Here is a 20,998-nt window from a genome sequence, read left to right on the forward strand (position 1 = left end):
TTAAAAACCCCCTTTGGGTAACGCAAATGCTGGGCCCGACGCTGATTCACTGAAATCTTGTCTCAGCGCTGATACAGAAAATTCACGGCACGTTCAGGCAATGCGCCCAAACCACTGATTTCCAACAACTATCAAAAACCGGCATGGCTTTCGCTCTGCTCCTTCGCAACGCTGAATCAGACCAGCGCCCGAAGAAGGAGTATTCGTCATGGGGAAACTGGATAAAGGTATTTCCAGCCTGTTGCTGGTCGCTTGTGCACTGGGCTCGGCGCTGCCCGTACAGGCCGACAACGGCATCATCGTCATCACCCGCGATGTGCAACCGCGCATGGCCATACGTGCGCCCATGGCGCCCGACCCCCACCCAACCACCGCCAATGCCAACCCTTCCGAATATGTGCTCAGACAGACCAACGAACTGAGTGATGGCGACTTTGCCAGCATCACCAGCGGCACCGGTATTTCCTCGCTGATCACCCAGCAGACCAACAACATCGGCGGCAACGTCAGCAACCAGACGCAACTGGCGAACCAGGCTGGCGGTCGCGGCACCGGATCGGGCAACGGCATTGCCAACATGGTCAATTCAAGCGTCCAGCGCGGTCTTGCCCCCCTGCAGATCCTCACGGGAGGCAAATGAGATGAGGCAGACGCTGTTTATTCTGGCGCTGTTGAGCAGTGCCTCGGCGCTGGCGCAATCACCCTCACCGGTCCCGGTAATCAACGACGCCAACATCGACAGTTCCGGCGCCCTGTACCAAGGCAATTTCAGCGTCAACCAGGCTGCCGGCGACCAGCAGCAACAAGCCAACGCCCGGGCAATCGCCGCAGGCCACGCGGCTACCGCGAACACCCAGATCCGCCAGCGCCAGCAAGCCATCGTAGACCCCAACATGGGCGCCACCGCCACTATTGGAGGCAGTGCCTTCAGCCATGGCAGCGGCGCACTCGGCGTCAACCAGAGTGCGGGCGCAGCGACCCAGCAGGCCAATGCCCTGCGCATCAGCATCAGTTCACAACCGCAAAGCATCGATGACAGCGTCCTGTTGCAACAGAACGTGGCGCTGATCAACAGCTCCGATCCATCTGATACCTCACCCGGCTATCGCCATGTCACCACCGGTGACCAGGCATTCACCGGTAGCCGCGGGGTCATTCAGCTGAATCAGAGCGCTGGGGTGGGCAACCAGACGGCAAACACCCTGAGCGTACGGGTCGCAAACTGACCCTGCAGGTAACAGGTAAGAACAACACTTAACCTAAAGAACGGAGAAACACCATGAAACCCTCGATGGCAATCAAGCCTCTGGTATTCGCAATTGCTGCGGTCATGGCTGTTGCTGCACAAGCGGAGCAAAACGATCGGCGTGGTCACGACAACCACAACAACCACACCCCACCGGCCCGTGCGGTACTGACCGATGCCACGGCCAATGCACGCGATGGCCAGACCAGCACCGGTAATACCATCAACAACCAAGGCACCGTCAACGAAGCCGAGATGAGCAGCTCGGGCGCTGGCGCCAGTGGCAACGTGGGCGTCAACGTGGCGGCCGGTAACGGCAACCAACAGGCCAACGCCTCGGCTATCGCCAACACCTCGTCCGACAACGCAGCAATCGACAATAGCTTCGTCTTCGGCACGTCCACTGCCACTGCCCAGATTACCCAGCGCAGCAACGCCAATACGGTCAACAACTGGGGCACCCAAAGCTCTGCCGTCATGAGCGGTTCCGCTCAAGGCAGCAGCGGCAACGTGGGCATCAACATTGCTGGCGGCGATCTCAACCAGCAGAAAAACAGCATGGCCATCGCCAACAATTCCGCAGCAATCGGTGACTCGACCGCTACGGCCTCGGCCAATCAGAATGGCCCTGGCCTGCAGGTGAACAACGCTGCCGACCGCACCTACCGGGTCGACACGCTGACCTTCACCACCTCCTCGAGCGGTTCGGCCTCGCGCAGCGGCGCATTCGATGCCAGTGTCGACAAAAGTTCCAGCTCGAGCTACAGCGCTTCGGGTAGCCAGAGTGCCAGCGCCAGCGGATCGAAGAGCAGCAGTTCCAGCGGCTCGACCAGCCTGACCGCCAGCGGCTCCAACAGCAGCAACTCCAGCGGCAGCAACAGCTCAACCGCCAGTGGTTCCAACAACTGGGCTGCAAACGGCTCTTCCAGCCGCGACCACAGCTCTTCGTCCAATACCACGGTCAGCGCCTCGCTCGATGCCAACGTCAATGGCAGCGCTTCGTCGTCGCAAACCGTCGGCAACGTGACCCGTTCGCGCAGCTCCGACTTCGACGCAACCTTGGGTGCATCGCTGGATGCATCGATCGACAAGTCCCATGAGTCGTCCAGCAACTCGTCGTTCGACAAGTCGTTCAGCTCGTCCTTCGACAGGGCCAATGACTCTTCGTATGACCGCAGCCATGACTCGTCCTACGACAAGGCTCGCAATACCTCCTACGAGAAGGCCAACGCATCGGAATGGGCAAAAGCCAACGAGTCTGCCTACGAGAAGGCTGGCGAGAAAGCTTCGCAATCGTCGGACAGCATCTCGAAGAGCTTCAGCGAGTCTAGCGAGTATGCCTTGAGCAACACCGTGTCGTTCCAAGTGCTGACCCCGACCGGCTGGGCCAACCCTGTGACCAACACCGCCACCCTGAGTGGTTCGGTGAACGGTGGCAGCGGCAACCTGGGCGTGAACGTGGCAGCGGGTGTAGGCAACCAGCAGAGCAACTCGCTGGCCATCTCCAACACCTCGATGTAACCACTGTGGTCTGGAGGCTCCCTTCGGGGAGCCTCTTTCTAACAAGAAAAAGGCAGGGGGCGTCGAACATGCGCATTATCGCCTTGGCATTTCTGCTGTGCCTCGCCAGTGTCAGCGAAGCTTCGCAGATGCCGTTGTCCGTGCTGCCGGGTGGTGCAGTGGTCTACAAACCGGTCCAGAGCATCCGCGAACGCAAGTTCGCCGACCTGGTCCAGCAGAAAACCGATTTCAGTTGTGGTGCGGCCGCCCTGGCGACCATCCTGCGCCAGGCCTACTGGCTGGATGTGGATGAACACCAGGTGATCGAAGGCATGCTCGCCCACGCCGATGAGGACCTGGTGCGTACCCAAGGGTTCTCCATGCTCGACATGAAAAAATATGTCGAAAGCCTGGGCATGCGCGCACGTGGCTACAAGGTGGCCCCAGACACCCTGCCCAGCATTCGCATCCCCGTGGTCGTGCTGATGGACATTCGCGGCTACAAGCACTTTGTGGTCATGCAGAAAGTCGACAGAGGCTGGGTGTACGTCGGCGACCCGGTACTGGGCCACAAACGCTTCAAGCTCGACGATTTCGTCAAAGGCTGGAACGGCATCATCTTTGCCGTGATCGGCCAGGGCTACGACAAGGGCAACATCCTGCTCGACCCGCCGCTGCCACTTAGCGCCAAGAACCGCATCAGCAACTTCACCCCGGTTCAGGACGCGGAATTGATCGACTTCGGTTTCATTCGAAGCGACTTCTTCTAACGACTCAGAGCAAGACGTTACGGGAGCACCCCATGAAGACTTCCCTGTGGCTAGCCGTCGTTTGCCTGGCCGCCAGCCTGCCAACCCATGCAGAAACGTTCAAACCGATCGAACTGAAGGACCAGGAGCTGGCCAGCCTGCGCGGGCGCTACGTGATGCCCGGGCGGATCGTGAGCTTCGGCATCGTCATGACCAGCACCTGGCAGAACGCCAATGGCGAAGTCATTGGCGCAACCTCGGCGATGCAGGTTCAGCAGTCGACCATCAAGCCGCAGTTCTACGTCTCCATGATCGATGAAAAAGGTACCGGCAGCGCTCAGCCCGCCCGTACCGGTACGGGTACGGGTACCGTGACCGGCGGCAGTGGCCTCAACACCACCCAGGGCGTGACTCAGGTGGTACGTGCGGCCGGTGATTTCAACGCGGCCAACAACGACGTCGATATCAATGTCAGCAAAGGCAACGAAGCGCCGGCAGGACAGCCCCAGGGGCAGGCCCTGGCTGCAGGCTCCACCTTGACGGGGAGCAATGGCGCAGGCTCGCTGAGCGTGTCGTCCACCGGCGCTGGCGTACAAATGAACATCATCGCCAACGGCAACCAGGGCAGTTCAGCGCAAAGCCTGGGCCAGGGTGGGCTGATGCAGAACACCACCCTGCTGGGCGCCAGCAACCGTGTAAGCAACCTGACATCACTGAATGTCGTGCTGCGTGACAACGCACCGATGGCCGGTTCCGTGAGCGCTAATCTTGAGCAGCTCAAAGGCCTTCGCAATCTCGGATACTGATCTACGCTCAAGTCTCATCGTATGTAGTCAGAAGGGACGGCTAATCCATGCACCGTTTGTTGACGTTCAGAGCTATCGTTTGCATTACAACATTGGCCCCGGCCACTCTGCTACAGGCGGCAACCGACCCTCAGGTCGAAGCACTCAAACAGGAACTGATTGCGCTGAAACAGCGCTACGAAGCCCAACAGAACGCACTGATGGTCCTGGAACAACGGCTCAAGCAGGTCGAGGAGGCCCCCGCTCAGCCTGCACCGAAGCGCCTGACCAAGTCCCCTGCGGAGGGGGTAAAAGGTGGCCAGACCGTGGCCACCGGCACGCCAGGCAGCAGCGGCAGCTCCTATGGGCAGTCACTGCAGGACAACTCGGAGCCCGCGCAAAGCGTGTCCAACCTGTATGACGAAGCGAGCGGTTTCTTTGGTGGCGGCAAGTTCAGCGTCGAAACCGGGCTGACCTACACCCATTACGATACCCGTGCATTGACCCTCAACGGGTTCCTGGCACTGGACTCGATTTTCCTGGGCAACATCAACATCGACCGCATCAAGGCCGATAACTGGACCCTGGACCTGACCGCACGCTACAACGTCGACCAACGTTGGCAGTTCGACATCAACGTGCCTATCGTGTACCGCGAGTCCACCTACTCGTCCGGCGGGGCAGGCGGGGCCGCCGGGACCACGTCCGATGCCTCGGTCACTCGCGACCCGACCATCGGCGACGTCAACGTCGGCATCGCCTACAAATTCCTCGATGAGGACGAGACCTGGCCAGATGCCGTGGCCACGCTGCGCGTCAAGGCACCGACCGGCAAGGACCCGTACGGCATCAAGCTGATCCAGAGCACGGGCAACGACAACCTCGCAGTGCCCGAAGACCTGCCTACCGGCAACGGCGTCTGGTCGATTTCGCCCGGGCTCTCGCTGGTCAAGACGTTCGACCCGGCCGTGCTGTTTGCCAGCTTGCAATACACCTACAACATGCAGGACTCGTTCAGCGACATCAGCCCGCAGGTCGACACCAAGGTGGGGGGCGACGTGAAACTGGGCGACTCCTGGCAGGTTGGCGGCGGTATCGCCTTCGCCCTCAACGAGAAGATGAGCATGTCGTTCTCGGTGACCGATCAGTTCTCCAGAAAGAGCAAGATCAAACCTGACGGCGGTGACTGGCAGTCGGTGACCAACAGCGACTACAACGCCGCCAACTTCAACGTCGGCCTGACCTTTGCCGCCACCAACAACCTGACTATCGTGCCGAACTTGTCAATTGGCCTGACAGAAGATGCACCAGACTTTTCCTTCAGTCTGAAATTCCCGTATTACTTCTGACATGCGGGGGCGCAGCGCGCCCCTCAATTGGTTACCAACCTTGTAGCCAACGGCTTTCCTGGAGTCGGCCTGTTATCATCGCGCACAAATGTGTGACGATTTCATGGCAAAAAGGAAAGTTTTCGTGAAGAACCTGCAAGGCCCACCACGCACCCGGCTTCTCGCCCTGACCACACTGGTGCTGGTGATCCCCCTGGTCATGCGTGCCCTGCTAGGCTGGTCCAGCCCGTATGGCTACCTGTCGGACCTGGCGCTGGGCAGCCTGCTGGTGCTGTTGTTGCAGCGCCGCCCGTGGTGGCTGGCACTGCCGGTGCTGCTGGCCTGGGCTGGATTGTGGGTGGCTTCGGCCGAACTCGTCAGCGCCGTTGGCAGGCTGCCGAACAGTGCCGACCTGAGTTATCTGTTCGACCCACAATTCATGGAAAACTCCACCGGCGGCGGCCTGGCCCATGCCTGGCTGCCTGCCTTGCTGGCGGGAGGGCTGCTGGTCTGGCTGGGCAGCGCCTGGCGCAGCCGCAGGCAACCCGGCGCGAAGTTCGCGCGCAAGGCCTGGGCCATCCCGGCGCTGCTGTTTGCCACGCACTGGGGCAGCCAGTACCTGGCGCCCAGCGACGCCGACCAGTGGCGCCAGTACAACCTTTCCCATCAGTTGCTGTCAGCCGCCGCCGGCGACCTGCAACGTCACGCCCAGCACTGGGCGGGCCACGCCCCGACGGTGACGCCGCTACCAAGCGCTGGCCTGACCCAGCATGACTTGAGCGGGCAGAAGCTGCTGGCAGCGCCAGGCGGCGCGCGCAATTTGCTGGTCATCACCCTCGAAGGCATCCCCGGCGCCTATGTGCGCCCCAACCGCCAGGCCCTGCACAGCCGTTTCGACGAAGACCTGATGCCCAAGCTCAGCCACTGGGCCGAACGCGGCATGAACACCCCGGACTATGTGTTGCACACGCACCAGACCATCCGCGGCCTGTATGCGATGCTGTGCGGCGACTACGACAAGCTGGCCAACGGCACGCCAAAAGGCGTCGAACTGCTCACCCAGCAGCAGCGCAACCAGGCCTGCCTGCCGGCACAGCTGCGCCAGGCCGGCTTCACCACCCACTACCTGCAAGGCGCAGGCCTGCGCTTCATGGCCAAGGACCGGATCATGCCGCATATCGGCTTCGACTCGGTTCACGGGCTGGAGTGGTTCAGCAACAACAACTACCTGGAATTCCCCTGGGGCAAGGATGATCGGGCGTTCTTCGAAGGGGCGCTGGATTATGTCGGCCAGTTGCGCCAGCAGGACCGCCCGTGGATGCTCACCTTGCTGACCGTCGGCACCCACCAGCCCTACTCCGCCCCGGACGAATACCTGCAGCGCTACGACACCGCCAAGCAAGCGGCGGTCGCCTACCTCGATGACGCGATCGGCGCGTTCCTCGATAACCTCGAACGCCAGGGCGTACTCAAAGACACACTGGTAGTGGTCACCTCGGATGAATCTCACGGTATCGATGGTGTGCGCCTGGCTTCGTCCTGGGGCTTCAACCTGACCCTGGCGCCGGAGCAGGCCCAACTGCCGCACATCAAGAACGGTACCTATGGCCACATCGACCTGGCCACTTCCCTGCTCGACTACTTTGCCCTGCCAATCCCGATCGCGCTCGGTGGGCGCTCGCTGTACCGCGACTACGACACCGGTCGGGAGATGATTTCGTACACCAACGGCATGCTGCGCTACCACGATGGCAAGGGCATCTTCACCGAATGCGACTTCCAGCAGCGCTGCCGCCGCTACCAAAGCCCAGGCTTCATCGCCGACCAGGCCAGCTACATCGGCCCCGGTGACGGCACCCTCGGCGCGCAGATGGGTGAGCTGGCCGGAGTGCTCGACCAGTCCCTGCTGCAAACGCCGCTCAACCTGCGTTACCAGTTCGGCGGCCCGTCCGCCATTCAATTGCAGGCGCGCATTCGTGACGACTGGGCCGACAACCTGATCGGCGCGCAGTACCTGGAAATGCCCGAGGGCTCGCACACTCGCGTGCGGGTCAAGGTACGCGCACTGGACCCGCAGCATGCGGCCTTTATCAAGCTCAAGGCCAAGGAGCTTGAGCAGGATGTACCGCTGGGGCTGCCCGAGGAGATTCAGGTGACCACCGACAAACCGCTGGAGATGGAGTTCGGCTTCGATAACCCGACCGTGCGCAAGGCGTTTTCCTTCCATTTGCTCGGTTATGGCGGCGGCGAAGTCGAGGTCAGCGATTTCAGCGTGATTACTGCGCTACCGGGCGAAGAAGAAGCGCCGTTGGAAGACTTGTCTGACGGGCATATCGCGCAATCCAGCTGATCAGCGAATCTGGTGCTTGTGCAGCAGCCGGTAGAACGTCGGCCGCGATACCCCAAGCACCTTCGCGGCAATGCTCATGTTGTTGCTGTGCCGGTCCAGCACATCGCAAAGCGCCTGGCGCTCAGCACGATGCTTGTAGGCTTCTAGCGTCCCCAGCGGCTGGTCTTCCTGCTCCAGGCCTTGCAGGCCAAGGTCCTGGGCCTCGATTTGGCGCCCTTCGGCCAACACCAGCCCGCGCCTTACCCGGTTGGCCAGCTCGCGCACGTTACCCGGCCAGTTGTGGCGCCCCATCGCTGCCAGGGCATGATCGCTGAACGACCGTGGCCTGCGGCCGGTTTCCAGGCTGTAGAAGTGTGAAAAGTGGTTGGCCAGCATCGAGAGGTCGCCATGCCGGTCGCGCAGCGGGGCAGTCATCACCTGCAGCACATTTAACCGATAGTATAAGTCTTCGCGAAAGCGCCCCTGTTCGATGGCTTTCTCCAGGTCCATATGGGTTGCCGCCAGTACCCGCACATCGACGGGAATCGGCTGGCTTCCACCGACCCGCTCGATGTGCTTTTCCTGCAGGAATCGCAGCAAGTTGGCCTGCAGCTCCAGCGGCAGGTCGCCAATTTCGTCGAGGAACAAGGTGCCGCCATGGGCTGCCTCGATCCGCCCTACCTTGCGCTGGTGGGCACCGGTAAAAGCCCCCTTTTCATGCCCGAACAATTCGGACTGGATCAGGTTTTCAGGTATCGCCCCACAGTTGATGGCGATAAACGGCATTTCGCTACGCTGAGATTGGCGATGCAGCGTGCGCGCCACCAACTCCTTGCCCGTGCCGCTCTCACCGCGGATGAGAACGGGGGATTCGGTCGGCGCCAGCTTGCCGAGCAATTTGCGCAGTTCGAGGATTGGCCGGCTGTCACCGAGCAGCTCATGTTCCAGGCCATCCACCCGCACCGCACCCTTGCCGCGCAAGCGGGCCATGCCGAAAGCCCGCCCCAGCGTCACCAGCACGCGTGAGAAGTCGAATGGCAAGGTGTGAAAATCGAAAAACCACTCGCAGACAAAGTCACCGACATTCTGCATGCGCAACTGCTCGGCATCGAGCACGGCAATCCACTCGGTGTTGCTGCGCTTGATCATGTCCTTGACCGCGTCGGGATGGCGCAGGTGCGAGGCCTGCAGGCGCAACACACCGATATCGCAACGGTGCTCCAGAGCCTGGTCCAGGCCACAGCTGTAAACCTCCCAGCCGGCACTCTCAAGGCCAGGTAAAAGACGGTGGCAATCGTCGCAGGGGTCGACGATGAGCAAGCGACGAAGAGCGGCAGTCTCGTGCATGACCGTTCCTTGGCGCCAATTGTTGGTTTTTTTCGTTAAAACAGCAAGTTGCGGCGCCGAATTAACAGTAGCAACGAACTTGACGCTGCCCACGACCGTCTGTCTGCCGGATTCTGCCGGGCCGGAGCCGCTCGGGAATTTTCCTTATTTATTGGCGTCACAGCCGGCGCCGGGAAACAAAAAATGTGTAACCCGCAAAAAATTTACATTATCTGTGTGACTCCACCCCTGACGTGGAGCATCAGTACGAGTAACCCCGCGCTGCGGATCGCGATAACACCTGAAGCGACGTAGCAGTTACGCGGACCTTATTTCGATGTTTGGGACCATAGAGAGACCGAACCATGAATGCCCCGCTCCGTGTCAACGAAGCACTGCTGATTGCCGACCACGCGTTCGAACCGTTCCAGTGCGTAGCCTGGGATGCGCCCAACGGCACCGGTGAGTTGAGCCTTGCGGTCATCGACCGGACCAGTACCCGTATTGGCAGCAAGCAAGTATCGTCGCGTATCTATTCGGACCCTGCGCAATGGGCCAGCCTGATCGAGGAAGTGCGCGCCGAACTGTGCCAGAAAGGGTATGACCTGCAGCCTTGGTCGATGCCGAAGTAATATCACTGTTTACCGTCAAGTGCGTGCCGGTCACGCACTTGAACAACTTTACAAAGGCCTGTCAGGCAACTTTCTTATTGCGACATAGTGTCGCGCCTCCGCCATTCGTACAACTCATTCCAATACCTTGAAGTGTTCAAGATGCTGATAGTCGGCCTGTAGCTCCGAGGCCAACTGTTGTGCACGCCCCAAGCGAACTGGCGCCAATTCCATGTCCACCAATAAGGTGGCACAAGGCATGGGTTGCAGTGCATGCCAGCGCTGCAGGCGGCCATCAGTGAACACCAGGCAGCGCTGCAACTCGTGAGGATGGGCTTTTTGCCGGGCCTGCAACCAGCGCCGCGCCTGCTCAAGCGCGGCGATCAACGGCGTGCCGCCACCCGCGCCCAGGGCCTGCAACCAAGGCTGCAGGCTTGCCGAAGCCTTGAGCCCATGGCGATGCCATTGCGCAGCGCCGCCACTGGCGGTCAGCAGGGCAAGACGGGCGCGTTGTCGATAGGCCTGGTCGAACAGCTCGGCCAGCAGGCCTTTGCACTGCGCCAGGGCCTGATGGCGCCGCGTCGAAGCCGAGGCGTCGACGATCACCAGCCATAACTCATTGGCCTGGGCTTGGCGCTGCTGCCAGCAAAGGTCCTGGCGCAGCTTTGGGCGCCCCCTGAGCAAGGTCGGCAGCCAGGCCACTCGGCCAGAGGATGCCGAACAGCCGCGGCCACGGCTGGCACCCGCCAGTTTTCCGACACGGGGCATGGCATCCGCCATCTGCAAACCTGATTGACGGATGCTCAGGGCTTTTTTGCCCAGTTCGGCACCTCTCGCCGCGCGCCGCTGGTCACAGGCTGCGCTGGCAACGCGCCCCAATCGCCCTGCCCGCCTTCGCCCTGGCTGTCACGGCCATCCGCAGCGTCTGGCGGCGGTGCAGAGGCCGGCGCATCAGGCGCCGTGCGGCGGCGATGGCGCAAGGCGAACTCGGCCACGGCGTCGACATCCCCTTCTTCGATTACCTGGCCACCGCGCCAGGCACAATGGGCGCGGGCGGCGCGCAGCCAGACCAGGTCGGCACGCAGGCCATCGACGCCAGCGGCGAAACAACGCTCGGTGATCCAGGCCAGGGCCTGATCGTCCAAGGCAATCGCTGCCAGGCCTTGGCGCGCTGCCTGACAACGCTCACGCAATTGCGCCTGGGCACTGGCCCACTGCTCGCAGAACGCCTGCGGGTCGCTGTCGAAGGCCAGCCGCCGGCGAATGATCTGCTGGCGCGCTTGCGGCGCTGGCAGGCCCTCCAGCGCCACATTCAAGCCAAACCGGTCGAGCAACTGCGGGCGCAATTCGCCTTCCTCGGGATTCATGGTACCGATCAGGACGAAACGGGCACTGTGCCGATGGGAAATGCCATCACGCTCGATACGGTTGGTGCCACTGGCAGCCACATCCAGTAGCAGGTCGACCAAGGTGTCAGGCAGCAGATTGACTTCATCGACATACAGCACGCCACCATCGGCGTGAGCCAGCACGCCGGGAGAAAACTGTGCCTTGCCTTGGCCGAGCGCGGCGTCCAGGTCCAGCGTACCGACAAGACGTTCTTCACTCGCCCCCAGCGGCAAGGTCACGAACGGGCCCTCACCCAGCAGGTCGGCCAGGCCACGGGCCAAGGTGCTCTTGGCCATGCCACGCGGGCCTTCGATCAGCACGCCACCGATCTTTGGGTCGATGGCGGTGAGGCACAGGGCCAGCTTGAGATCGTCGGCACCGACCACGGCAGCCAGCGGAAATTGTACGGGTTCACTCATTTCAGGCCTGTTCCTCGCCGTCGAGCAGCTGTTCCTCGAGCGCCTCACGGTAGTCACCTGGGGCTTCCCAGAGCCCACGCTGCTGGGCTTCCAGCAAACGCTCGGTGAGGTCGCGCAGGGCTTCGGGGTTGTGCTCGCGCATGAAGTCGCGGGTCGCCGGGTCGAGCACGTAGGCATCGGCCAGCGACTGGTAATGATGGTCATCGATCAGGTGCGTCGTGGCATCGAAGGCGAACAGGTTGTCGACGGTCGCGGCCAGCTCGAACGCGCCCTTGTAGCCATGGCGCTTGGCACCGTCGATCCACTTCGGGTTCAACGCACGGGCACGGATTACGCGATTGAGCTCTTCCTTCAAGGTACGGATCCGCGGCCGGTCAACCTGGCTGTGGTCACCGTGGTAACTGGCCACTGCCCCGCCGGACAACGTCTCCGACGCCGCCAGCATGCCACCCTGGAACTGATAGTAATCGTTGGAATCGAGCAGGTCGTGCTCGTGGTTGTCCTGGTTCTGCAGCACCGCCTGCACCTGGCCCAGGCGTTGGGCGAACTGGGCGCGCGCCGGGGTGCCTTCATCGCTGGCACCGTAGGCGTAGCCGCCATGGTTGAGGTACACCTCGGCGAGATCGTCGCGGCTGTGCCACAGGCGACCATCAATGGCGTTCTGCACGCCGGCCCCGTAGGCGCCCGGTTTGGCCCCGAACACCCGCCAGCCGGCCTGGCGCGCTGCCTGTTCGGCCTCCACCCCTTGTGCCTGCAGGCTGGCGCGTTCGTTGCGCACCCGGGCGGCCAGGGGGTTGAGGTCGTCCGGCTCGTCCAGTGCCGCCACGGCCTGCACCGCGGCGTCAAACAGGCGGATCAGGTTGCCAAAAGCATCACGGAAGAAGCCCGAAACCCGCAGCGTCACGTCCACCCTTGGGCGATCCAGCAGGCTCAGCGGCAATATCTCGAAGTCGTCGACGCGCTGGCTGCCGGTGGCCCACACCGGGCGCACGCCCATCAGCGCCATGGCCTGGGCGATGTCGTCGCCACCGGTGCGCATGGTCGCCGTGCCCCATACCGACAGGCCCAGCTGACGCAAGTGGTCGCCATGGTCCTGCAGGTGCCGTTCAAGGATAAGGTTGGCTGAGGCGAACCCCAGGCGCCAAGCCGTGGTGGTCGGCAGGTTGCGTACGTCCACGGTGTAGAAGTTGCGCCCGGTGGGCAATACATCCAGGCGCCCACGGCTAGGAGCACCGCTGGGGCCGGCCGGCACGAAACGCCCGGCCAGCGCAGCAAGCAGGCCATTGAGTTCTGCAGCGCCGCAGGCGTCCAGGTCCGGCGCAACCTGCTCGCGCAGGGTGTTAATCACGTCGTGCACCGGCAGCCATTCGGGCTGCTCAGGCAGTTGCACATGCCCCTCCAGGGCCTGCTCGATGATGCGCAGCGCCAGCAACTCGAGGCGCTCTCGGGTATCGCCACAGGTTCGCCACGCGGCCTCGTCCTCGGCCTGCAGCAGCGCCGGACGCGGGCCAGACCAGGCCTCGCCGAGGTCGCAATCGAGAGGGTCGAAGCCCAGCGCCAGTGCCTTGGCCAGCGTGCGCAACAGGCTGGCGTTGCCACCGCGGCCATCGCCACGCTCGACGCGCAGCAAGGCCAGCAAGGTATCGATGCGCAGGCGGGCCTGCGGCGATTCGCCGAACACATGCAGGCCGTCGCGAATTTGCGATTCCTTGAGGTCGCACAGGTAAGTGTCCAGGCGCGGCAGCCAGACCGCTGCATCGTCCAGCTGGCCTTCCAGCTGCAACTCACGGTCGATGTGGTTGGCCTTGACCAGCTCGAGAATGTCGCGCTGCAGCTCGCGCGCGCGGCGTGGGTCGAGCAGCTGGGCTTCGTAGAACTCGTCCGCCAACTGTTCAAGGTGGCGCAGAGGGCCATAGGTTTCGGCGCGGGTCAGCGGTGGCATCAGGTGATCGATGATCACCGCCTGGGTCCGGCGCTTGGCCTGGGCCCCTTCGCCCGGGTCGTTGACGATGAACGGATAAATGTTCGGCAGCGGGCCGAGCAACGCGTCCGGCCAGCACTGTGCGGACAGGCCAACGCCCTTGCCAGGCAGCCACTCCAGATTGCCGTGCTTGCCGACATGGATGACGGCATCAGCGGCAAAGGCATGGCGCAGCCAGAAGTGAAACGCCAGGTAACCATGGGGCGGTACCAGGTCCGGGTCGTGGTACACGGCGCTGGGGTCGACCTGATAGCCGCGCGCCGGCTGGATACCGACGAACGTCAGGCCAAAGCGCAGGCCGGCCACCATCAGCCGCCCACTGCGGTACATCGGGTCCTGCTCGGGCGGCCCCCAGCGTTCCAGCACGGCCTGGCGGTTGGCCTCGGGCAGGCGTTCGAACGCTGCCTGGTAGTCCGCCAGGCTCAGGCTCTGGGCGCAGGGGCGCTGGTCGAGGTGCTCGAGGTCATTGGTGACCCCGCCGAGCAACTGATGAATCAACTGCGTGCCACTATCGGGCAGCTCCGCGAGCGGATAGCCCTCGCCCTGCAGCGCCTTGAGAATGTTCAGGGCGGCAGCCGGGGTGTCCAGGCCGACGCCATTGCCGATGCGGCCATCGCGGGTCGGGTAGTTGGCCAGCACCAGCGCCACACGCTTCTGCCCATTGGGCAGGCGCGCCAGCTCGACCCAACGCCGCGCCAGTTCGGCAACGAAGTCCATGCGTTCGGGGTGAGCGCGGTAACAAACCACGTCAGACTGGCTGCGCTCGCTGCGCCAGGCCATGTCCTTGAAGCTCACCGGGCGGGTGATGATGCGCCCGTCCAGTTCCGGCAAGGCGATGTGCATGGCCAGGTCGCGGACCCCGAGGCCCTGCTCGCTGGCTTCCCAACCGGGTTGGTTGTCTTGCGCGCAGATGGCCTGCAGCACCGGTATATCACGACGGAACGGCCGCAGATTGGGGCGTTCCGGGCTGGACAGGGCAAAACCTGTGGTGTTGATCAGCACCTCGGCGCCCACCTCGTCCAGCCAGGCCTCGACCTGCTCCAGGCAGGCACTTTCCTTGAGGCTGGCCACCGCGATGGGCAGCGGGTTCAGGCCGGCCGCCTGCAAGCGCTCGCAGAACACGTCGATGAATGCAGTGTTGGCGGCCTGCAGGTGCGAGCGATAGAACAGCAATGGGGCCACCGGGTACTGGGTGTTCCACTGACTGAACCAATCTTCCAGCTGCGCGCCGGGTTTGCCTGGGTGATACACCGAAGTGCGCGGCAGCGGCTGCGGTTCATCCCAACTGTAATCGCACCCCAGCCACTGGTTGGCCAGGCATTTGAACAGGTTGACGGCATTGCTCTTGCCGCCCTGGCGCAGGTAGTGCCAGAGGCGCTCGGCCGGCTCGCCGACGACTGTACCCAGGCCGGTCAGCTCCGGGTCCGGGCGATCATCGCCGGGCACCAGGATCAACTGAACGCCGCGTGCGGCCAGTTCGACCAGCTGCTCGACGCCGTAGCGCCAGTAGCCGACGCCGCCGTGCAGCGACACCAGGATCACCTTGGCATGGCGCAGCACCTCGTCGACGTACAGGTCGACCGAAGCATGATTCTGCACCTGCATCGGGTTGGCCAGGCGCAGGCTGGGGAAGTCGTCCGGCAGTTGCTCGGCGGTTTCGGCGAGCAATGCCAGGTGTGAATCGCCGCTGCAGAGAATCACCAGCTCGGCGGGTGTCTGGCCGAGGTCGGCGATGCTGTCATCCGGCACGAAACCGCCGGGCTGGGTCCGCAGCAGGTGCATGGGTCAGGCGCCCAGGGCCTGGCGCAAGCGCGCTTCCAGGTGCACGGCATCGAGGTCCTGGCCAATCAGCACCAGGCGGGTGATGCGTGGCTCATCGGCGCGCCAGGCGCGGTCGAAGTGCTTGTCGAAACGGGTACCCACGCCCTGCACCAGCAGGCGCATCGGTTTGCCAGGGATGGCCGCGAAACCTTTGGCGCGCAAGATGCCGAACTCCACCACCAGCTGGGTCAGGGCATCGAGCAGCAGGCTTTCGTCGGCTTCGGGCAGGTCGATGGAAATCGAGTCGAAGGCGTCGTGGTCGTGATCGTCATGATCGTCGCCGTCATGGTGCGAGTCGTGATGGGTGCGGCGGCCATCGATGTGCGCCTCGGCCTGCGCGCCCACGCCCAACAGCACTTCCAGCGGGAGCCGGCCGCTGCTGGCTTCGATCACCTTGACCGCAGGCGGCAGCTCCTCGGCCACTTCGGCACGCACCTTGGCCAGGCCTTCGGCATCGATCAGGTCGGCCTTGTTCAGCACCACCAGGTCGGCGCTGGCCAGCTGGTCGGCGAACAGTTCGTGCAGCGGCGATTCGTGGTCCAGGTTAGGGTCGAGCTTGCGTTGCGCGTCGACCTGTTCCGGGTAGGCGGCGAAGGTGCCGGCGGCCACGGCCGGGCTGTCGACCACGGTGATGACCGCGTCGACGGTGCAGGCGTTGCGAATTTCCGGCCACTGGAAGGCTTGCACCAGGGGCTTGGGCAGTGCCAGGCCGCTGGTTTCGATGAGGATGTGGTCGAGGTCGCCACGGCGTGCCACCAGTTCACGCATCACCGGGAAGAACTCTTCCTGCACGGTGCAGCACAGGCAGCCGTTGGCCAGTTCATAGACGCGGCCGCTGGCTTCTTCCTCGGTGCAGCCGATGCTGCATTGCTTGAGGATTTCGCCGTCAATGCCAAGCTCGCCGAATTCGTTGACGATGACCGCGATACGACGGCCCTGGGCGTTGTCGAGCATGTGGCGGAGCAAGGTGGTCTTGCCCGAGCCGAGGAAGCCGGTAACGATGGTGACGGGGAGCTTGGCCAGTGTTTTCATGTCGCGTTGCCCTTGGCAGGTTGGCGCGGGCACACGGGACGAAAGCCGCAGGCCAGGCCGGCCGGGCTCGTTCGCCACCGGATCACCCCGCCCGGTTGAAAGTCGAAATCGTCTCGAGGCAGGTCTCCTGGCTTGCACCGTTCCAGCCCAATAAAGAGTCTGGCGGGATGACGCCTTCCCGCGCGTGGGCGCAGTGGCTGTGTCGATCCGTTGTCGGTGCCTACAGTTGCGGGGGCAGCCGCGGCTTGTACCGCGTTCCCGTCTTAGCTTCGGCATGGCCGAAGAACCTCGAAGTGGCAAGGCTACGCGGGGGGTGGCGGGTGGTCAACCGGCAGGTGTCCGCCGATAACCTTGCAGCGCCCTCCAAATGAACCCGCAGCATGCCTTGCTGCCTGATATTTCAGCTTATCTGTACAACACAAGCGCCACACAACTGCTGCCCCCAACATGGAGCCGGCATGAAGAAAAACCCGCTAAGCCAACGCAAGGACGATCACCTGGATATCGTGCTGACCGCCAGCACCCCCACCCATACCGTGGACCCTGGCTGGTCAGCACTGCGCTTCGAACATTGCGCATTGCCGGAAATGGCCCTGAACGACGTCAACCTGGCCACCAAACTGTTCGGCCACGCACTACGTGCCCCCCTGCTGATCAGCTCCATGACCGGTGGCGCCGACCGCGCCCGCTTCATCAACCAACACCTCGCCGAAGCTGCTCAGGCGCTGGGCATCGCCATGGGCGTAGGCTCGCAGCGGGTCAGCCTGCGCAGCGGCCAGGACCAGGGCCTGACCGGCGAGCTGCGCCGCCTGGCACCGGATGTGCCGCTACTGGCAAACCTCGGCGCCGCCCAGCTGCGCGAGACGGACGGACTGGACCTGGCACGCCGCGCCGTCGACACCCTGCAGGCCAATGCCCTGATCATCCACCTGAACCCCCTGCAGGAAGCCGTACAGCCAGAAGGTGACCGTGACTGGCGCGGCGTGCTGAAACGCATCGAAACCCTGGCCACCCAGTTGCCAGTGCCAGTGATCGTCAAGGAAGTCGGCGCTGGCATTTCACCTCGCGTGGCGCGCCTGCTGTGCGACGCCGGCGTGGCCATGATCGACGTGGCCGGCGCTGGCGGTACCAGCTGGGCAGCCGTGGAAGCCGAGCGCGCCGGCAGCGCCGCCGAACGCGAAGTCGCCCTGGCGTTTACCGACTGGGGCATCCCGACCGCACAGTGCCTGCTGGCGGTGCACCGTGCCGTGCCGGAAATCGGCCTGATCGCCTCCGGCGGTGTGGCCAACGGCGTCGATGCCGCCAAAGCCATTCGCCTCGGTGCCGACCTGGTAGGCCAGGCTGCCAATGTATTGAGTGCGGCAATGACCTCCACCGAGGCCGTGGTGGAACATTTCGATATTCTGCTGCGCCAGCTGTGCATTGCCTGCTTCTGCACCGGCTCGCGCAATCTTGCGCAACTGCGCCGGGCGCGCTTGCTGCCTAGCAACCTGACGCCGCCATGAAGTCTGCGGCTGTGGCATGATCAGCGACTCCCTTCACGCTGGCCCTTTTGCATGCTGATCGACGAAGAACTGACCCTGAAAAAGCTCGAGACCTTCCTCGCCTTCATGCGCAGCGGCAACCTCGGCCGCGCCGCCGCCGAGCTGTCTACCAGCGCGGTCAGCGTGCACCGGGCCATCCACTCCCTGGAAAGCGCCCTGCGCTGCCCGTTGTTCAAGCATGAAGGCCGCCAGCTGATCCCGCTGGAAAGCGCCTACGTGCTGGAGAAGAAAGCCCGCCAGCTGATCCAGGACGCCGAGCAGATGGTGCGCCAGACCCGCGAGGCCGCCGGCTTCTATGCCGAACGCTTCCGCCTCGGCGCGCTGTATTCGCTGACCGTGAAAACCGTGCCAAAGTTGGTGATGGGCCTGAAGCTGCGGCGCAGCGAGCTGAATATCGACCTCACCCTGGGCTCGAACGTCGACCTGCTGCAACGCCTGAAGAACCACGAACTGGAAGCGATCCTGGTGTCGCTGGACGAAAGCGTGGCGGACCCCGCCTGCGAGCAACTGCCGCTGTTCTCCGACGACATCTTCCTCGCCGTGCCCACCGATTCACCGTTCGCCGAGCAGCAGGAAGTGGACCTGGCGGACCTCGCCGACTCCACGTTCATCACCCTGACCCAGGGCTTTGCCACCCACCGCGATGGCGCACGGGTGTTCCAGCAGGCCGGGTTCGAGCCGAAGGTGGCGATGCAGGTGAACGACATCTTCACGCTGCTGAGCATGGTCAGTTCGGGGGTGGGGTTTGCCCTGCTGCCAGGTCGGATCGCAGCGGTGTACGAGAACCGCGTGAAGCTGATTGCGCTGCAGGCGCGCTATCGGTTGCAGCAGCATATCGGGGTAGTGTTTTTGAAGGCCCGGGAGCGGGAGCCGAATTTGTTGGCCTTGTTGGCTGAATGCAGGATGTACAGCCGCGAAGCCTGACGCCGCGCAACCTGTCAGTTCTGCCAGTGGCGGCGCCCGGTGCATACAGCCATGATCCAGTCTCATATCGAGCATGCATCACGGAGGTAGATAATCTTGCAGCGCTCACCTAATCGTCTGCATCAGTTGTGCAACCTTGATGCACCCACCGCACGCACCTATGCATGTTACGGCTTCTCTGTACTCACTGATGAATGCTCTTCGCTCCTGGGCTTCAACGGTGAACGCAAGGAGCCATGGGGAAGCTGCTATGCGCTGGGTAGCGGTTATCGGCTTTACAGTGCAGTCCTGATGCGCTTCCAATCACCCGACAGCTACAGCCCGTTCGGCGTAGGCGGCATCAACACTTATGCCTATTGCGCAGACGACCCCGTCAACCATAAAGACCCGACCGGGCACATGTTCACAAACATGACTATTGGGAGGGCTGCGAGCCGTGGACGCCAGAGTAGAGCCCACCTCCCGCGCAGTCTTGGTCTGCTTGACTTGCACAAGGCGAGTAAACATGGCGGCAACAGTCGAAGTCCCACCCCTAGCCCTGATCGACGATCAGTGACCTCAGACAGCTCGCTCTCCAGCCGCGAGCCATCCAGAAGCCCAGTCCGACGTCAGCCATCGTTTACCGAACAGAACCGAAGTGACTCCGACCTGAGCAGCAGTAACTCGGATAGCGGCTCTTCCTATTACCCGGAACTGGATCGCAGCAGCGTTTCGACCAGTCCTCCGAGCAGTCCTTCGAACAGAGCAACTCACAGCCTGTCGCGCTCGCCCTCCCCGGATAACCGGTCTCCGTTGGCACAGCTTGAGCAATTGGTCGAAGAGCTACCTCGCAGGATCAACTCACTGGAAATCAGGAACATACGTGATCCGGGGCCGTGAACCGGCCTCTCTCCCTAATCCTACCAATCCCCGCTAATCGCCTAACCTCACTCGTTACATGCTGTTACGCCTAGCCGCTGAAAAATCAGATTTAGCCCCTTCCTCGTACATGGAAGACAAACCTCAGCTGCTCTGGGCCTCGCACTACCTCAGCGCCCTGGCCGAGGCGCTGCTCGATGATGCCGAACTGGGCATGATGAAAACGCCTTGAGTCACCCACTTCCAGGCATGCGCTGTACTTGTGGGAGCCGCGCTTGCCGGCGATGGGGCGCGAAGCGGCCCCGGCAATTTATGCAACAACCTTGAAATCGCGGGGCCGCTTTGCGGCCCATCGCCGGCAAGCGCGGCTCCCACAGGGTGGACGCGCCACTAGCCAACCAATCCCCTGACACAGAAATACAGCACTGAAGGACCCATCAAGCACCCAAGTCCGGTATGGAAGGTGGCAGTCAGCGCACCATAAGGCACCAAGCGCCGATCAGTAGCCGCCAACCCGGCAGTCACCCCCGACACAGTCCCCGCCAACCCACCAAACACCATCGCCGAGCGTGGGTTGTCCAATGCCAGCAACCGCGCCGAAACCGGCGTGAACACCATCACCAGGATCGCCTTGATCAACCCGGTGGCAATCGACAGCGCCACCACATCCGAGCTTGCCCCCAAGGCTGCCCCGGTCACCGGCCCGACGATATAAGTCACCGCCCCGGCGCCGATGGTGGTCATGCTCACCGCATCCCGGTAACCAAAGGCATAGGCCACCGCGCAGCCGACGATAAACGGCAGCACCGTGCCCAGCAGCAGCGACAGCGCACCAATCAGCCCGGCCTTGCGTGCCTCGGTCGCTTGCACCTCGAAGGCCGTGGCGACGATGGCGAAGTCGCGCAGCATGGCCCCGCCCATCAGGCCGATGCCGGAGAACAGCGCCATGTCCGCCAGGCCCTTCTGCCCACCGGTGACGGTACCGCCAACCCAGGCCAGCACCAGGCCGATGACGATGGCGATGGCCGAGCCGTGCACCCGCCCAAAGGTCAGGTACTTCGACAACAGCACCGACAACCACATGATCCCGCCAACCACCGCGAAGGCGGTGATCAGGCCGTTGTGTTCAAGGGCATTGTCAATGATCGGCCACATG

The 20,998-nt window shown here is 63.0% G+C and carries 17 protein-coding genes and 1 riboswitch; of the genes, 11 read left to right on the forward strand and 6 right to left on the reverse strand.

The genetic code is table 11. From position 1 onward, the window contains the following. Positions 1–208: 208 nt before the first annotated feature. The 7 genes from APH28_RS01290 to APH28_RS01320 all read left to right on the forward strand — a co-directional run bounded on the left by APH28_RS01290 (position 209) and on the right by APH28_RS01320 (position 7,958). Positions 209–640, forward strand: a complete 432-nt coding sequence (locus APH28_RS01290) for a hypothetical protein (RefSeq protein ID WP_060507240.1) — start codon at positions 209–211, stop codon at positions 638–640. Position 641: 1 nt separating this feature from the next. Continuing rightward, positions 642–1,226: a hypothetical protein gene (locus APH28_RS01295; protein ID WP_060507241.1), complete on the forward strand. Its 585-nt coding sequence runs from the start codon at positions 642–644 to the stop codon at positions 1,224–1,226. Between the two features lie 53 nt (positions 1,227–1,279). Then, on the forward strand, positions 1,280–2,767 hold the full coding sequence (locus tag APH28_RS01300; protein ID WP_060507242.1) for a hypothetical protein: 1,488 nt from the start codon (positions 1,280–1,282) through the stop codon (positions 2,765–2,767). A gap of 68 nt (positions 2,768–2,835) precedes the next feature. Continuing rightward, positions 2,836–3,516 carry a C39 family peptidase gene (locus APH28_RS01305; protein WP_060507243.1) on the forward strand — a complete coding sequence of 227 codons (681 nt, stop codon included), beginning with the start codon at positions 2,836–2,838 and terminating at the stop codon, positions 3,514–3,516. Positions 3,517–3,548: 32 nt separating this feature from the next. Next, positions 3,549–4,301: a hypothetical protein gene (locus APH28_RS01310; protein WP_060507244.1), complete on the forward strand. Its 753-nt coding sequence runs from the start codon at positions 3,549–3,551 to the stop codon at positions 4,299–4,301. Positions 4,302–4,348: 47 nt separating this feature from the next. Further along, positions 4,349–5,629, forward strand: coding sequence for a transporter (locus APH28_RS01315; RefSeq protein WP_060507245.1), 1,281 nt, complete (start codon positions 4,349–4,351; stop codon positions 5,627–5,629). 124 nt (positions 5,630–5,753) lie between these two features. Further along, positions 5,754–7,958: an LTA synthase family protein gene (locus APH28_RS01320; RefSeq protein ID WP_060507246.1), complete on the forward strand. Its 2,205-nt coding sequence runs from the start codon at positions 5,754–5,756 to the stop codon at positions 7,956–7,958. On the opposite strand, the gene APH28_RS01325 is transcribed toward APH28_RS01320, so the two are convergent. Continuing rightward, complete coding sequence (locus tag APH28_RS01325) at positions 7,959–9,284, reverse strand: sigma-54 dependent transcriptional regulator (RefSeq protein ID WP_060507247.1); 1,326 nt, start codon at positions 9,282–9,284, stop codon at positions 7,959–7,961. It lies immediately after the preceding gene. A gap of 344 nt (positions 9,285–9,628) precedes the next feature. On the opposite strand from APH28_RS01325, the gene APH28_RS01330 reads away from it, so the two are divergent. Continuing rightward, the gene (locus APH28_RS01330) at positions 9,629–9,895 is read left to right on the forward strand and encodes a hypothetical protein (protein ID WP_027919312.1); all 267 of its coding nucleotides are present in this window, start codon (positions 9,629–9,631) and stop codon (positions 9,893–9,895) included. A 114-nt stretch (positions 9,896–10,009) separates the two neighbouring features. Here the strand turns inward: APH28_RS01330 and APH28_RS01335 are convergent, their stop codons facing one another. The 4 genes from APH28_RS01335 to cobW are packed head-to-tail and all read right to left on the reverse strand — an operon-like array spanning position 10,010 to position 16,516. Next, positions 10,010–10,642: a VWA domain-containing protein gene (locus APH28_RS01335; protein ID WP_060507358.1), complete on the reverse strand. Its 633-nt coding sequence runs from the start codon at positions 10,640–10,642 to the stop codon at positions 10,010–10,012. Between the two features lie 35 nt (positions 10,643–10,677). Then, on the reverse strand, positions 10,678–11,682 hold the full coding sequence (locus tag APH28_RS01340; RefSeq protein ID WP_060507248.1) for an ATP-binding protein: 1,005 nt from the start codon (positions 11,680–11,682) through the stop codon (positions 10,678–10,680). Position 11,683: 1 nt separating this feature from the next. Continuing rightward, positions 11,684–15,445, reverse strand: a complete 3,762-nt coding sequence (gene cobN, locus APH28_RS01345) for a cobaltochelatase subunit CobN (protein WP_060507249.1) — start codon at positions 15,443–15,445, stop codon at positions 11,684–11,686. 3 nt (positions 15,446–15,448) lie between these two features. Beyond that, positions 15,449–16,516, reverse strand: coding sequence for a cobalamin biosynthesis protein CobW (gene cobW, locus APH28_RS01350; protein WP_060507250.1), 1,068 nt, complete (start codon positions 16,514–16,516; stop codon positions 15,449–15,451). Positions 16,517–16,615: 99 nt separating this feature from the next. Beyond that, a riboswitch (cobalamin riboswitch) is annotated at positions 16,616–16,822 on the reverse strand. Between the two features lie 152 nt (positions 16,823–16,974). Between cobW and fni the strand changes: the two genes are divergently transcribed. From fni to APH28_RS29380, 3 genes are all read left to right on the forward strand, one after another. Then, positions 16,975–18,021, forward strand: coding sequence for a type 2 isopentenyl-diphosphate Delta-isomerase (fni, locus tag APH28_RS01355; RefSeq protein ID WP_060507251.1), 1,047 nt, complete (start codon positions 16,975–16,977; stop codon positions 18,019–18,021). Positions 18,022–18,072: 51 nt separating this feature from the next. Continuing rightward, entirely contained in the window at positions 18,073–18,984 is a 912-nt protein-coding gene (locus APH28_RS01360; protein ID WP_060507252.1) for a LysR substrate-binding domain-containing protein, read from the forward strand. 126 nt (positions 18,985–19,110) lie between these two features. After that, entirely contained in the window at positions 19,111–19,863 is a 753-nt protein-coding gene (locus APH28_RS29380) for an RHS repeat-associated core domain-containing protein (RefSeq protein ID WP_371263055.1), read from the forward strand. A 369-nt stretch (positions 19,864–20,232) separates the two neighbouring features. Here the strand turns inward: APH28_RS29380 and madM are convergent, their stop codons facing one another. After that, on the reverse strand, positions 20,233–20,997 hold the full coding sequence (gene madM, locus APH28_RS01365; protein WP_060507253.1) for a malonate transporter subunit MadM: 765 nt from the start codon (positions 20,995–20,997) through the stop codon (positions 20,233–20,235). Position 20,998: the final 1 nt, after the last annotated feature.

Origin of the sequence: Pseudomonas sp. NBRC 111124, assembly GCF_001320245.1 — a bacterium.
Lineage (GTDB): Bacteria > Pseudomonadota > Gammaproteobacteria > Pseudomonadales > Pseudomonadaceae > Aquipseudomonas.